Genomic DNA, 13,430 nt, shown 5'->3' with positions numbered 1-13,430 from the left:
CCCCTGCCATATTTTTTATCTTACCGTTCCAAAATTCTCAATGACGTATATCTCTACGACAGATGACGCGGCGCGGCGGAAATGTTGTCGAAGACCTTTTCCCGCTCACTGCCGTAGATGTGCTCGGCCATCTCCTTTATCTTCTCCGTTATCCACATATAGGCGGTAGTGTTTTCGCGGTAGTCGGCCTCGGCGAACATATTGACGCGCCCGTCCATACGCAGCTGTTCCGCCTGCGCAAAGGCCTTCCTGTTGCCGCGCGGATAGATGGCGAAGGTGGCGCCGCCGTTTTTGTTGACGACCGAGAAGGCGGGAACGTCGCTCGGGCCGTCGGCGATGTAGATCATATTTTTGAAGTTCACGCGCCGCTGCTCCTCGGGGATGTTCGTGTTCACCTCAATGCGCCCGTCGGAGAGCCAGACACCCTTATTTATCTCGAAGAGCGCCCGCGTCTTGGTGGTGTTGTCTATCGTATAGCCGACCTCGCTGATCACCGGCACGCCGTCCGCGCCGGCCTCCTCGATGAGCTCGCAGCCCCAGACGTTTTTCACGTAGGGCATGACGGAGGAACCGCGGATGACCTGCGTCATGCCGGTGCTGACGATATACTGCTCGACCTTTATGTCGTATTCCTCGTATTTGGCCTCGCCGCGCAGAAGGTTGTTTATCGTATCGAATATCTCCGGCACACCGGGATAAAAATTCAGCTCACGACCAAAATCATATAGTTTTCTGTTGTTTAGCCCCGGAAAGATCCCGCGCTTCACACAATGGATAAAGTGGCTGAGGTAGATGGTGTCGGGATTGACACGCACATTCTGCGTCTCCAGATACATCTGCGGCAGAGCGTTGACCTCCGCCCAAAAACTCTCCGCGTCGACCCCATATTCCTTAAAGATCGGGTCCTGCATGTAACCGTCTACCAGCGTCTTGTCAAAATCCCATATCACCGCGATGATGTTGGGCATCCGTACCATCCTCCTTTTAGTGCTGTTTTATCAATATTTATACTCCGTTTAAGTGTATAAAAGTGCGCCGTTATGTCAATCCCCATCTACGCCCTTTGCAAAAACGCCTATAATATGTGCGGTATAGAAGGAAACGGAGGGTACGGGATGAAGATGACGGAAGTTGTAGCGGCGCTGATTTGGGACAATGATAAATTCATGATCTGCCAGCGTCCGGCGGAGAAGGCGCGCGGCCTGCTCTGGGAGTTTGTCGGCGGCAAGGTGGAACCTGGCGAGACGAAGGAGGAGGCTCTGATGCGCGAATGCCGCGAAGAGCTTGGCGTCGCTATCTCCGTGGGCGGCGTATTCACGGAGGTTGAACACCGATATCCCGACATCTGCGTTCACCTCACCCTCTTTAACGCGAAAATTGCGGAGGGCGTACCGCGTAAGCTTGAGCATAACGACATCCGCTGGATAAGGAGAGAGGAGATCCCCCTCTACGATTTCTGTCCCGCGGACGTGGAGATTTTACAAAAGCTGAAAAATTACCGCAGCATCTGACGCCTTACAGCGGCAGCCTCTGACCGTTTGTTTCGGCATCCCAGTTTGTTTCGGGATGCCGTTTTTTGTTTTTATGGATGTTTTATTTAAGATAACTATAAAACATTTTTTACTAATAATATTGTCTTATAGTCAATATATCAAGAGCGGCCATAGACTTGTGTTAAATAAAAGAGAGAAATAATTGATTGACTTTAATTGACTAAAATAACGGGCCTTCATTTCCGCTTTTCATATTAGCGGTATAATATCTTTACAAGGCTCTAAAGGAGGCATCCGCCTGAATGAAAAAAGATAAAAGGGAGATCACAAGCTCTCTCACACACCTCGCGGGGGCGCTCTTCGCGCTCGCGGGGACAATAAAGTTGGCTTACGACGCCTTCGGCGAAGAGGGCGCCGCCGCCTTCGTCTCCGTGCTCGTCTTTGGGATCAGTATGGTCGTGTTATATTCGACAAGCTCAATCTACCATTGGTGCTGCGCCGTTCAGGCGCGCGCGGCAAAATTCATGCAGCGGCTAGACCACATCGCGATCTTTTTGCTGATCGCGGGGACATACACGCCGATATGCGTGATCACTCTCGGCTATCCGCTCGGATATATCATGCTCTCTCTCGTCTGGGGCGTCGCCGCGGCGGGGCTGTTGATGAAGATATTCTGGATGGAGGCCCCCGTCTGGCTCTCCTGTTCGCTCTACGTGGCAATGGGCTGGATCGCGGCCTTTTTCATCGTACCGCTGGTACATGCGCTCACGCCGGGCGCTCTCGTCTGGCTCGTGGCAGGCGGACTTCTATACACAGCAGGAGCCGTCATCTTCGGGCTTGAGCGGCCGCGGCTCTCCTTCTCGTGGTTTGGACCGCACGAACTCTTCCATCTCTTCGTGATGGGCGGCTCTCTCTGCCACTATATTACGGTTTCCCATTATCTGGCCTAAGGCCGGCAACGAGGTGAATAATATGGATATCAAAAATGCCGTATCGGTTTATTTCAGCCCCACAGATTCAACGCACAGGATATTGTCAGCAATCACCAAAGAACTGCCGTGGCCTGTTCAGGAGCTGGACATCACGGATTATCCGGCAGACGACGGAGAATACCGCCTCTCGGCGGATGAACTGCTGTTGGCCGGCGTGCCGGTCTACGGCGGACGCATACCCGCCGCAGCGGCACAGCGTTTGAAAAACCTCCACGGAGATGGGACTCCGGCGGTGATCGTCGCCGTCTACGGAAACCGCGACTATGACGACGCCCTGCTTGAGCTGCGGGATCTTCTCGAACAGCGTGGCTTTAGGGTCATCGCGGCGGCGGCCTTTATCGCCGAGCACAATATTATGCACTCCGTCGCGGCGGGACGCCCGGACGAACAGGATTTTAAGGCGATTGAAAAGTTTGCCCAAGAGGTAGTGAAGAAGCTTGCCAAAATCAACAAGGCCGCTGCCGCCGAACCGCTGGCACTGAAGGGGAATCTGCCCTACCGCGAATATAACGGCGTGCCCTTTAAGCCTTCGGCCGACAACAGTTGCGTTAAATGCGGCCTCTGCGCCGCCAAATGCCCCGTAAAGGCTATCCCGGCGGAAACTCCAGAGAATACCGATACGGAAAAATGTATCACCTGTATGCGCTGCATCAAGGTCTGTCCGCAGGGGGCGCGGTCTCTCAACAAGCTCATGCTCTGCGCGGCGGAAAAGCTCTTCGCGCTGAAGAACTCAAAGAGGAAAGAACCGGAAATTTTTATTTAGGTTTCCGGCAAAGTGGGCGGCGAACTTGTGGCGGCGGTTACGCCGGGAGTTCCGCCATTCACCTAAAATATCGCAAAAAGGCGGAGCATACGCGATCGAAATTCGCGCAGCTCCGCCTTTTTATATCCAAGGCTATCTGTTAATTTGGGTCTGAAAGCAGCTCTTCTTCCATCTGATAATCTCGCTCCTCAACCTTTTTCAGTCTGACCGCAGGCTCTTCGGGCAGGCCAAAAAGCGGTATGAATCTGTCCCAGCCGGTAAAGGTCAGAACATATATCGATACGACACAGATTATTCCCATGAAGTTGTAATATAGGTCCCCTATTGTAAAGTGATAGAGTGGATATACTGCCGCCGCCAGCCCCATATAGTAGGCAACCCCCGTGTGCCAGGGAATCAGCGCGGCGGAATGAACGCCCACGGCATCGGAAAAGAGCGCGTTTCTGTTGCGCAGTTTGTATTTGTCCTCCTCCGATCCCTCGACATTATTGTTGATTATATCTTTTAAAACCGGTCCGACCGTCGCCATCTGCGACATCTCCTCATTAACGGTGGCATTGATTATGAGGCACAGCAGCCCGTTGCAGACGACAAGGTGGCGCACCCTGCGACTGATCTTTACAAAGAAGGCCGCGATCGGACCAAAGGCATCCATCCTACGCATTACCGCGCCAAATCCCATCGCCCAGAAGAGCATTATGACGGCCCAGCTTCCGGCGCTTTCAAAACCGGACTGCACAAGTCCGATGACGTCCGAAATCGAAGTGACTGTACCCGCGGCATAGCCGAAGGCGATCGCACAGACTATGCCGGTGGAAAGGCAGCTGATGGTATCCATGCGCATGACCGCCATTGTAACGACAATTATCACCGGGATTATCATATAGAGCGGCACACCGTCTTTTACCTGGGCAAGCAGGGTGAGCACCGCAGGACGTTCCTCCTCGAGCACTTTTATGGTCTCTTGAGACATCGCGGCCAGTATCTTCGACGGATCTCCCGCATTGTCGGGAAGACCCATCGCCACGCTTAATGAATAGAAACAAATAGCGGCAAGAATGACGCATAACACAGACCACGGCCCCTGCGCACGTATCCGGTCGACGACTTTGACCCCCTGCAGGCCCGAGCTGAGTATCGTAGTATCGGAGATAAGTCCGATGTTGTCGCCAAAGGCGGAGCCGCCCACCGCCGCGGCAAAGGTCATCGCGGGGTTGCCGCCTACTACGTTGCAGAGCCAGATAAAGATGGGAATGCAGGCCGCGAAGGTTCCCCATGAGGTACCGGTAGAGACGGAGAGAACGCATGTCGTAAGGAACGCGACGACGGCCACCGTCTTTCCCGTGACTCCGACGTGAAGAAATATGGAGATAGCCGCCGCGCCGACGCCGGTGCTCATGAATATCTCCGCCAGCGCGTAGGCGAGCATCAGGATAAAGGCCAGCAGCGTCGCCTCCTTCGCCCCTTCGACGGCTTCGTTCATAATGTCCGCGAACTTCATCTTCTCGGTGAACTTACATATAAAAGCCGCGACAAAAAGACCTATGGAGGCGGAGATAAGGATATCTACGCCGTTCACAACCATTACCGCAAGAAGAATGACAGGAGAAAGCTTCAGAAACTCTAACATTTCAGTACCTCCCTTTTGTAATTATGTATCTGTTTTTATTGTGTACTTTCTATCAGCGTACAGAGATCGCTGTAGACACCGTAGGCCGTCTGCAGTATCCCAGGGTCGGTCTGCACTATGGAGATCTCCCCGGCAAGATCTGTGTACAGGGTGACAGCGGCCGACGTTCCGTTGACGCTGGCAAGGGGATCGCCGAAGGGGATAAGCTCGGGTTTGACACTTAATTTAAGGCCGCCATTTTCATCACCGGCTTCAGCACGGCAGAGATACTTTATCCGGCAGCCCTTTTCGCGCGCCGCCGCGACATCCGCGGCGTCAATGTCAGCGAGGCTTTCCACGTGGACCGCCTTCGGATTGGCCTTTGCCCCCATCAAGATATTTGCCAGCGCGCAAATCTTCGCCGCGCCGTCCCAGCCGTCGACATCCATCGAGGGGTCGGCCTCGGCAAGCTGTATGCGCTGCGCCTCTTTGACCGCTGATTCATAACTGCCGCCTCTCTCAAGCTCCCCCAGCACAAAGTTCGTCGTGCCGTTCAGGATTCCTTTTATTCCAAGAATCCTATTCCCGCGCAGGTTTTTTTTGACTAGATTAAAGACCGGCGTGCCGTCCATCACAATCGTCTCGTAAAGAAACATCCGCCCCTTTTCCTCAGCGAGAGCGTTGAGTTCGTCAAAACGCCACGCCTCCGGTCCCTTATTGGCGGTTATTACGTGCATACCGCGGTTAAGCGCCGTTCTGATATAGCTTGCCGCCGGTTCGCCGTCGTCGATGGACAGTGTCGTGAGCTCGATGAGCAGATCTGCCTCCGACGCGGCGATCATAGTTTCCGTGCCGCAGCGGACAAAATCATCGTCCTTCTCATCAAAGCGGCCCGCCTCTTCGTTCATTGCAAGGATCTTTTTAAGATCAAGACCTTCGGAGTTCAGCAGCGTACCCTTTGAACGGGTACATATGCCAGTAAGACGCATTTCACATCCGTATTCCGCCCTTAACTCCGCTTCCTTTTCCAAAAGCAGACGCGCAAACCTTACGCCGACATTACCGAAGCCGGCCATACAATATTTGATTATTCTGCTCATAAGCTCCTCCTTTGACCTGTTAACGGACTTGCCGTATCAACTTACATATCGTTTTTTGATGAGTGGGTTTTCAGTGGCGAAGAGCATCGCCTGATAGTGGAGCGTGAAAGAAACGACATCCCCGAGACGGTAATCATTCTCGCTCTCTTCAATATCTATTATCATGTGGTCGCTGCTCGCGCCCAGTATCTTTATTCCCGGATCGTCTGGAATGAGCTTTTCCGGATCGCCGATATCAAAGGCTCCAAGGGCAAGCAAAGCCCGCCGGCGAACGCCTCGGTCTTCGTAATGGCTGTGGGAGCCAAAGCAGTTTGTACCCAGTTCGCCGATCGGATGCGTCGGCTTTCTGCCTATTTCAATGATCTCCGCTTTGAGCACAAGCCCTCTGTTGGAAAGCCCCTCGACGGGACAGCGCCACTGGCCGGCAAGATCGCAGGGGACAACGATCGCCTCTCCGATACGGAGATTATTTATTCCCTCAGGCATAGCACCACGCAGCAGAAGCGGAAGAGAGGTCGTGTTACCGCCGGATACCACCGCCAGCTTTCTGCCAATGAGTTTTTCGATATCCGCGGCATTAGCGGCAAGTTCGGAAAGGTTCTTTTCCGTCGGGATAACGGAACCATAGCAGGTAAGATTGACACCAACGCCGTAAAGACAAAGATTTTTAAGTTCGCGCTCGACGTAAAGCGCCGTTTCGATAAACCTTTCGCCCTCAAATATCCCCTCCCGCAGATCCCCGAGGTCACGCATCAATATTACCTTGTGAAAGCGGCCGGCGGCTCCGGCGGCACGGTCAAGGGCTCTCAGCGTCTCCGGCTCGGAGTTGAGACTGATATCGCAGACCCTCACAACTTCGTGCACTTCAGAGAGCATCGGCAGGCGCAGTCCAAGAGTCTCCACGGCCAGCCCAGCCTCTTTCACCGCCGCAAGATGCGGCAGCCTTGAACTTGCCAGTGTTTTATATCCGGCCTTTACCAGGACATCTCTTATACCGGGAAGGGCATTGAAACCCTTTAGCACGGCAAATGGTTCGACACCGTTCCTTCTGCATTCGCCAAGTAATATTTCCGCGTTGCGGCGAATAATTTTGCCGTCTATCTCAAGCAGAGGATATCTATCCATCAGTTTTTTCCGACATATCCGATGGCCGGCGAGGGCCCCCAGACCTTTGTCTCTATCCTCTGGCCTCTCTGATCGCCGCGGAGATTCCCGCAAGACCGGCTTTAAGTTCATCTTCGAGCGGCCAGGCGTATCCGATGCGCATGTAACTATCCTCAAAGCCAAACCAGTGGCCGGGGCCGATATAGGTACCGTATTTATCGTTCATGACCTTATAAAACTTTTCGATATCGACGCCAGCGGATTCCTTGATGCGCGGGAAACAGGTACAGGCCGCGCGCGGCTCGACCCATTCGACAAATTCCTCGTGCTCCACCCAGTCCTTAACAATGGCGAAATGCCTCGCGATAAGGGCGTCATTTTCTGCGATCCATTCCTTTTTCTGCGAGAGTGCGGCGAAACCAATATATTCGTCAACGACGCTGCCGCCGATGCAGACCTGTTCTTTCGCGGCCAAAAGCATATCCATCATCTCTTTATCCTGGCAGACGGCCCAGCCGATACGGATTCCCGGTATGCCGTAGGTCTTCGAGAGCGAGGAGATAGAGATGACCTTTGGCGAGAGCGACGCGGCGACAGGCAGAACTTCGTCCTTGAACATATCGCGGTATGTTTCGTCCATAAGCAGCCAAACGTTATGTTCCTCGGCGACGGCGATGACTCTCTTAACCTCTTCCAGCCCCATCATCGTGCCGGTGGGATTATGCGGGTTCGTCAATGAGATGTACTTCGTATCGGGACGGATCATCGATTCAAGTCTTTCGATATCCACGCGGAAACCCTCTTCAAACTTCTGGTCGAGGTAGCCGACATCCGCACCGATCGCTTCGGGCGTCGCGATATTCGTGCCATAGTTGGGACGTGCGACTATCATGTGGCTGCCCGGTTCAAGCAGCGACGAGGCGACGAGAAAGAGCGCCGACGCCGCGCCGCCGGTGATGATGACACAGTCCGGGTCGGTGATATTAGACTGTTCTGCGATAAGCTTTCTGAGACGCGGGTCTCCGAGATGGTCTCCATAGGGGAGAAGGATGTCGTCCAGTACGATTCCCAAGTCCTTGATATTGCGGTCGCGGACGGAAGTTTCGGTGAGATTGTTCTTGATCTTCTCATAGCCGAACTGTTCCGGCGACTCCTTTTCAATGGGCATACGCGTGTACTTCATTACAGCACCTCCATATATAGTTGCTCAAGTTTATTGAATTCTACTGCATCCCTATGTATTCTATTGGATACAACTGTATTATAATCAAAAAGAATCATCCGTCAACTATTTCGCCTATTGTTTTTATTACATAAACAGAGGTACAATATATACAATGGGATACAATAATAACCATCACGGGAGAGATGATTATGGACAGCTTTATTGAGCAGACCGCCCCAGGGGTCGCCTATTCCGAGATAAAAAAGATGATCATGCTGAAAAAGTTAAAACCTGGACAGCGGCTCGCGGAGATAACGCTTTCGCAGGAAATCGGGGTAAGCCGCACGCCGGTGCGCGAGGCGCTGCGCAAGCTTACGCTTGAAGGGTGGCTGCGCATGGTGCCCAACAGCGGCGTCTGGGTCGCCTCGCCGACGCGGCGCGAAATGATAAACGCCTACGAGGTCCGCGCCAAGCTGGAACAGTGGGGCATCGAAGAGGCGATGCCGAATGTCACGCCGCTTCTGCTGCGGCTTCTGGAAGAGAACATCGAAGAAGAGCAGGCGGTTTACGAAGGCAGGATAAGCGCCGAGAAGTATCCGGAGATAAACAGCCGCTTTCATCTGAGCATCGCCGAGGCTGGGGGCAACGAAATCCTCTGCCAGCACATTCGCACGGCGATCAACACGACGGACGTCTATATGGTGCTTTACGAAAACTATCTTGATTTTTCAAACAACCGCAGCCTCTCCGAACACCGCAAGCTGCTGGAACTTATAAAAGAGAGAGACACCGAAGCGGCGATAAAAATGATAGGGGTGCACGTACACAACGGGTTCCTCGATTTGAAGCTGGGCCATTAAACTTATCAGGAAACGGGGAGAAAAACATGAAGATAGCCACATTCAAAGTCGAAGAATGGATGAATCTCAACGAGACAAAGGCAAAGTACAACATCGCGGAGACCTGCGTCGACTCCGTGACGCTGGATGAGCTCTTCCGCCTCGCGGGACGTGACCGGCGGGAGTTTTTTGAGACCCTCGCGCAGCGGCGTATGACCTACGGCGCGATATTCGGCGCGGATGAGCTGAAGACGGCAATCTCCGGCCTCTACCGTTCAGTTGGAACGGAGGAGATCATCACCACGCACGGCGCGGCGGGGGCGAACCACCTGGCGCTCTATTCGCTCGTCGAGCCCGGCGACGCGGTGGTTTCCGTGATGCCGACTTACCAGCAGCTCTATTCGATCCCCGAGTCATACGGCGCTAAGGTGCGCATCCTGAAGCTGAAAAAGGAAGAGAACTTCCTGCCAAACCTCGACAGGCTGCGCACGCTCGTCAACGAAAAGACAAAGATCATCTGCATAAACAACCCCAACAACCCAACGGGCGCGCTGATACCGGAGGAGACGCTGCGCGGAATCGTCGAGATCGCCCGCGGCGTGGGCGCTTACGTGCTATGCGACGAGGTCTACAGGTTTCTTACTCAGGAGGACGGCTATCCTGAATCCATCGCCGACCTCTACGAGAAGGGAATCGCGGTCGGCAGCATGTCGAAGGTCTTCTCCCTCGCGGGGCTGCGTCTCGGCTGGATTGCGACGCGCAGCAAGGAGGCGATGCGCGAGATACTGCTGCACCGCGATTATGACACGATAAGCTGTGGCATGATCGACGAGGCGCTCGCGGCGATCGCGCTGGAGGCGAAGGAGGCGATCATCGGGCGCAACCGCGGAATCGTAAAGGAAAACTTGGCGGTCCTTGACGCATGGGTCGCAAAAGAACCGCGATTTTCCTATGTAAAGCCGCAGTGCGGCACAACGGCGCTGTTATACTGTGACGTCGATATGCCCTCGGAAGAGTTTTGTTCGAAGCTGCTCGCGGAGACGGGAGCCTTTCTCACGCCCGGCTCATGCTTCGACGAGGAACACTGCTTCCGCATCGGCTACGCCTGTAATAAAAGAGAGCTCGAAGAGGGGCTCGCGAAGCTCAGCGAGTTTGTAAAAGAGCTGGCATAAAGGCCCTCCTCACCTCCGTTTAGCAGGAGTGCGGGGCGGGCCCGTCGTTTTTAGCGCCATTTGGCCGCCGTTCGGAGAGGAACGATCTCCGCGCGGCGGCCCCTATTTTTACCGAAACAACCCCGCAGCTTTTTAATATGTGATGGACAAATATAAAAGTCTATAAAAGTCAGTTATATTTATCTCTTTTTATGCCTCTATACTAGCTGTTTCCCTCCCCTCAACGCCGGTTCAGCCTCTCTCGCAGCGCCGCGGAGGCATTTATCCCTCCCGTGTAACCGACAACGCCGTATGCGTAGCCCCCGGCGGCGGTTATTTTTATCACACAATTCTCACGCGCCTCCCGCCTATTTCACATCGCGCTCACATGATTTCCGTTAAACTCTGCATCGCAAAAAGGGATATGGACTGTCAGCCCCATAAAACCACTGCGAAGGGAGACAAAAAATGATCGAGTTCAAGGGCATATACAAATCCTATAAAAACAAGCCCATTCTGATGAACGTCAATTTGACCATTAGGGACAATGAATTTTTCGTCCTGATCGGCTCCAGCGGCTGCGGCAAGACTACGCTTCTGAAGATGATAAACAAGCTTAACAGTATCGACAGCGGTGACATTCTCATAGATTCCACCTCTGTAAGCGAGATGCCGGTCTCGGAGCTGCCCAAGAGGATCGGCTACGTCGTGCAGGAGGGGGGACTCTTTCCTCACATGACCGTCGGGGAAAATATCGCGCTGACGATGAGGATGGCGGGATTCACGGAGGAGCGCGTCGCCGCGCGGACAGATGAAATGCTGGAGATGGTGGCGCTGGAGCCCGGCAGTTACCGCGGGCTTTATCCCTCCCAGCTTTCCGGAGGACAGCGCCAGCGGGTCGGCGTGGCGCGCGCCTTCGCGCCGGACCCACCGATCCTCCTAATGGACGAGCCGTTTTCCGCGCTGGACCCCGTAACGCGCGGCGAGCTGCAGGACGAGGTCTTTAAACTGCAGAAGCAGACGCGCAAGACGGTGGTCTTTGTGACCCACGATATGGACGAGGCGATCAAGCTCGCCGACCGGATCTGCGTCATCCAGGCGGGGCACGTCGTCCAGTGCGACAATCCCGAAGATATCCTGAAACACCCGGTCAACCGCTACGTGGAGGAGTTCATCGGCAAGAACAAACTATGGAGCAACCCAGAGTTCGTCAAGGCGGAGGACATCATGCTGAAACGGCCGGTGCAGGCGACGGAGGACCGCAGCGTGGTACAGGCGATCTATATTATGAGCCACTACAACGTCGACAGCCTCCTCGTCACCGACAACGGCAGGCTGAAGGGCATCGTCTGGCTCGCGGACCTGCGGAATGTGAAGAATGAGAACGACAGGATAAGCAACTATATATCGGACGATTACATCTCAGTCTTCACCGATACATCGCTGAAAAAGATCATCTCCACCATCGACTACAACATCTCCGGAGTAATTCCCGTGACCGATCACGACTCACGGCTGCGGGGGTTTCTCACGAAGGGAAGGCTGCTCTCCGTGCTGAGCAGGCAGTTCAGCCCCGAGGGTTCCGCCGAAGAGAGGAGTGGCGTAATTGACTGATTTCCTGGCACTGCTGGCGGCGAAGCACAGCGAACTGCTGCGGCTTTTCATCGACCATATGAATATGACGACCATGGCGGTATTCATCTCGCTGTCAATCGGGATACCTGTCGGCATCGTCATCACACACAGCAGGCTCGCGACACGTATCGTCATCGGCCTTGCCAATATCATGCAGTCGATTCCCTGCATCGCGCTGCTGGCCTTCTCCGTTCCCTTTGTGGGGATCGGAGCGAAGCCGGCAATCATGATGGTAATCATCTACGCGCTGCTTCCCATCATAAAGAATACCTACACGGGCATCATGAGCATCGACCCGAAGACGATAGAGGTGGCGCGCGGCATGGGGCTGACGAAGTGGCAGCGCATGTTCCGTATTGAACTGCCGCTCGCGGCGCCCTTCATTATGGCCGGCATCCGCATCTCCGCCGTCGCGGCGGTGGGCACGATGACGATCGCCGCCTTCGCGGGCGCTGGCGGGCTGGGATGGTTCATAAATCTCGGGCTCAACTCACAGAACGTCGGCCTCGTGCTGCTCGGCGCTATTCCGGCCTCGCTGATGGCGCTCGGCATAGACCTTCTGCTTGGGCAGCTGGAACGCGCGGTGACGCCCGAGGGGCTGCTGCCCCCCGAGCAGATACAGAATATCCCCGCTAAAAAGCGCCGCCGCAGGCAGATCGCCGTCTTTGCGCTCTGCGGCCTGTTGGTGCTGCTTCCCGCCGCCTCCGCCCTCTCAGGATATCTGAGCGAGCGCGGCGAAAGAAAGGTCACCGTGGGCTCCGGCGACTTCACGGAGGCGATGATACTCGGCTATATGTACAGCGAGCTCATCAAAGCCAACAGCGACGTCAAGGTAGAGGAGCGTTTTAACCTCGGCGGCGCGGTGGTCTGTTTTAACGCGCTCAAAAAGGGCGACGTGGACATGTTCGTCGAATATACCGGCAGCATCCTGCCAAACTACTTCCACATGGAATTCGCGAGCACCGATCCGCAGGCCGTCTATGAAAAATCTAAAGAGCTGCTGATGAAGGAACACGGCATCACCGTCTCAAAGCCGCTCGGCTTCAACAACACCTATGTAATGGGAGTACGCCCCGAGACGGCGAAGCGCTATGGTATCCGCACCCTCTCCGAGATGATGGGCGTCGCCGATAAACTGCGGCTCGGCTGCACGGTTGGCTTCGTCCAGCGCGGAGACTGCCTGCCACTCATGAAAAAACGCTTTAAAAAGGACTTTGAGTCCGTTACGGGACTGCAGGAGAGTATCCGCTACCGCGGGCTCGCGGCGCAGGAGGTGGACGTGATCGATGCCTTTTCGACCGACGCCCAGCTGACCAAGCAAAAGGTGACGCTGATGGAGGACGACATCAACTTCTTCCCGCCTTACTACGCGGTGAATCTCGTCCGGCAGGATACCTTTGAAAAATACCCCGAGCTGGAAGAGCTGCTGTCAAAAATGGACGGGCTGCTTAACGAGGATGCGATGCGCGCGCTCAACGCCAAGGTGGACATCGGCGGGCAGGACGCAAGAACTGTGGCGCGGGAGTTCCTTAGGGAAAAGGGACTCATCGCAAAATAAAGGCCGGGGAGCACCGGCGGT

Annotated in this window: 12 protein-coding genes; 7 read left to right on the top strand and 5 right to left on the bottom strand. The window is 54.7% G+C overall.

The annotated features are described in order from the left end of the window. Positions 1 to 53: 53 nt before the first annotated feature. Positions 54 to 968, bottom strand: a complete 915-nt coding sequence (locus BED41_RS00735) for an HAD family hydrolase (RefSeq protein ID WP_066741803.1) — start codon at positions 966 to 968, stop codon at positions 54 to 56. A 147-nt stretch (positions 969 to 1,115) separates the two neighbouring features. Between BED41_RS00735 and BED41_RS00730 the strand changes: the two genes are divergently transcribed. From BED41_RS00730 to BED41_RS00720, 3 genes are all read left to right on the top strand, one after another. Then, the gene (locus BED41_RS00730; RefSeq protein WP_229712355.1) at positions 1,116 to 1,511 is read left to right on the top strand and encodes a (deoxy)nucleoside triphosphate pyrophosphohydrolase; all 396 of its coding nucleotides are present in this window, start codon (positions 1,116 to 1,118) and stop codon (positions 1,509 to 1,511) included. Positions 1,512 to 1,795: 284 nt separating this feature from the next. Beyond that, a complete protein-coding gene (gene trhA, locus BED41_RS00725; RefSeq protein WP_066741800.1) occupies positions 1,796 to 2,443 on the top strand; it encodes a PAQR family membrane homeostasis protein TrhA in 648 nt (215 codons plus the stop codon). Between the two features lie 22 nt (positions 2,444 to 2,465). Beyond that, entirely contained in the window at positions 2,466 to 3,248 is a 783-nt protein-coding gene (locus tag BED41_RS00720; RefSeq protein WP_066741797.1) for an EFR1 family ferrodoxin, read from the top strand. Between the two features lie 139 nt (positions 3,249 to 3,387). Here the strand turns inward: BED41_RS00720 and BED41_RS00715 are convergent, their stop codons facing one another. From BED41_RS00715 to BED41_RS00700, 4 genes are read right to left on the bottom strand one after another with little or no spacing between them, the layout of a single operon-like run. Continuing rightward, on the bottom strand, positions 3,388 to 4,878 hold the full coding sequence (locus BED41_RS00715) for a Na+/H+ antiporter NhaC family protein (protein ID WP_066741794.1): 1,491 nt from the start codon (positions 4,876 to 4,878) through the stop codon (positions 3,388 to 3,390). Between the two features lie 35 nt (positions 4,879 to 4,913). Beyond that, a complete protein-coding gene (locus tag BED41_RS00710; protein ID WP_066741791.1) occupies positions 4,914 to 5,957 on the bottom strand; it encodes a homoserine dehydrogenase in 1,044 nt (347 codons plus the stop codon). A gap of 36 nt (positions 5,958 to 5,993) precedes the next feature. Then, positions 5,994 to 7,082 (bottom strand): alanine racemase, encoded by a 1,089-nt coding sequence (locus BED41_RS00705; protein ID WP_066741787.1) that lies wholly within the window; start codon positions 7,080 to 7,082, stop codon positions 5,994 to 5,996. A gap of 52 nt (positions 7,083 to 7,134) precedes the next feature. Further along, positions 7,135 to 8,244: an aminotransferase class I/II-fold pyridoxal phosphate-dependent enzyme gene (locus BED41_RS00700; RefSeq protein ID WP_066741784.1), complete on the bottom strand. Its 1,110-nt coding sequence runs from the start codon at positions 8,242 to 8,244 to the stop codon at positions 7,135 to 7,137. 191 nt (positions 8,245 to 8,435) lie between these two features. Here BED41_RS00700 and BED41_RS00695 point away from each other — a divergent pair, with 191 nt between their 5' ends. The 4 genes from BED41_RS00695 to BED41_RS00680 all read left to right on the top strand — a co-directional run bounded on the left by BED41_RS00695 (position 8,436) and on the right by BED41_RS00680 (position 13,409). Beyond that, positions 8,436 to 9,086 (top strand): GntR family transcriptional regulator, encoded by a 651-nt coding sequence (locus tag BED41_RS00695; protein WP_168160200.1) that lies wholly within the window; start codon positions 8,436 to 8,438, stop codon positions 9,084 to 9,086. Between the two features lie 26 nt (positions 9,087 to 9,112). After that, on the top strand, positions 9,113 to 10,237 hold the full coding sequence (locus tag BED41_RS00690) for an aminotransferase (protein WP_066741778.1): 1,125 nt from the start codon (positions 9,113 to 9,115) through the stop codon (positions 10,235 to 10,237). Positions 10,238 to 10,684: 447 nt separating this feature from the next. Next, positions 10,685 to 11,830 carry an ABC transporter ATP-binding protein gene (locus tag BED41_RS00685; protein ID WP_066741775.1) on the top strand — a complete coding sequence of 382 codons (1,146 nt, stop codon included), beginning with the start codon at positions 10,685 to 10,687 and terminating at the stop codon, positions 11,828 to 11,830. Continuing rightward, a complete protein-coding gene (locus BED41_RS00680; RefSeq protein ID WP_066741772.1) occupies positions 11,823 to 13,409 on the top strand; it encodes an ABC transporter permease/substrate-binding protein in 1,587 nt (528 codons plus the stop codon). Before BED41_RS00685 ends, BED41_RS00680 begins: the two co-directional genes overlap by 8 nt. The last annotated feature ends 21 nt before the right edge of the window (positions 13,410 to 13,430 follow it).

The organism is Cloacibacillus porcorum (assembly GCF_001701045.1).
In the GTDB taxonomy this organism is placed as follows: Bacteria; Synergistota; Synergistia; order Synergistales; family Synergistaceae; genus Cloacibacillus; species Cloacibacillus porcorum.
The sequence above is the reverse complement of the archived record's forward strand: the minus strand, read 5'-3'. Positions and strand labels throughout refer to the sequence as shown.

What these genes read in the sequence shown, in the direction of transcription:
- BED41_RS00735 (WP_066741803.1), bottom strand. Translation starts at nt 968, where the DNA reads ATGCCCAACATCATCGCGGTGATATGGGATTTTGACAAGACGCTGGTA.
- BED41_RS00730 (WP_229712355.1), top strand. Translation starts at nt 1,116, where the DNA reads ATGAAGATGACGGAAGTTGTAGCGGCGCTGATTTGGGACAATGATAAA.
- trhA (WP_066741800.1), top strand. Translation starts at nt 1,796, where the DNA reads ATGAAAAAAGATAAAAGGGAGATCACAAGCTCTCTCACACACCTCGCG.
- BED41_RS00720 (WP_066741797.1), top strand. Translation starts at nt 2,466, where the DNA reads ATGGATATCAAAAATGCCGTATCGGTTTATTTCAGCCCCACAGATTCA.
- BED41_RS00715 (WP_066741794.1), bottom strand. Translation starts at nt 4,878, where the DNA reads ATGTTAGAGTTTCTGAAGCTTTCTCCTGTCATTCTTCTTGCGGTAATG.
- BED41_RS00710 (WP_066741791.1), bottom strand. Translation starts at nt 5,957, where the DNA reads ATGAGCAGAATAATCAAATATTGTATGGCCGGCTTCGGTAATGTCGGC.
- BED41_RS00705 (WP_066741787.1), bottom strand. Translation starts at nt 7,082, where the DNA reads ATGGATAGATATCCTCTGCTTGAGATAGACGGCAAAATTATTCGCCGC.
- BED41_RS00700 (WP_066741784.1), bottom strand. Translation starts at nt 8,244, where the DNA reads ATGAAGTACACGCGTATGCCCATTGAAAAGGAGTCGCCGGAACAGTTC.
- BED41_RS00695 (WP_168160200.1), top strand. Translation starts at nt 8,436, where the DNA reads ATGGACAGCTTTATTGAGCAGACCGCCCCAGGGGTCGCCTATTCCGAG.
- BED41_RS00690 (WP_066741778.1), top strand. Translation starts at nt 9,113, where the DNA reads ATGAAGATAGCCACATTCAAAGTCGAAGAATGGATGAATCTCAACGAG.
- BED41_RS00685 (WP_066741775.1), top strand. Translation starts at nt 10,685, where the DNA reads ATGATCGAGTTCAAGGGCATATACAAATCCTATAAAAACAAGCCCATT.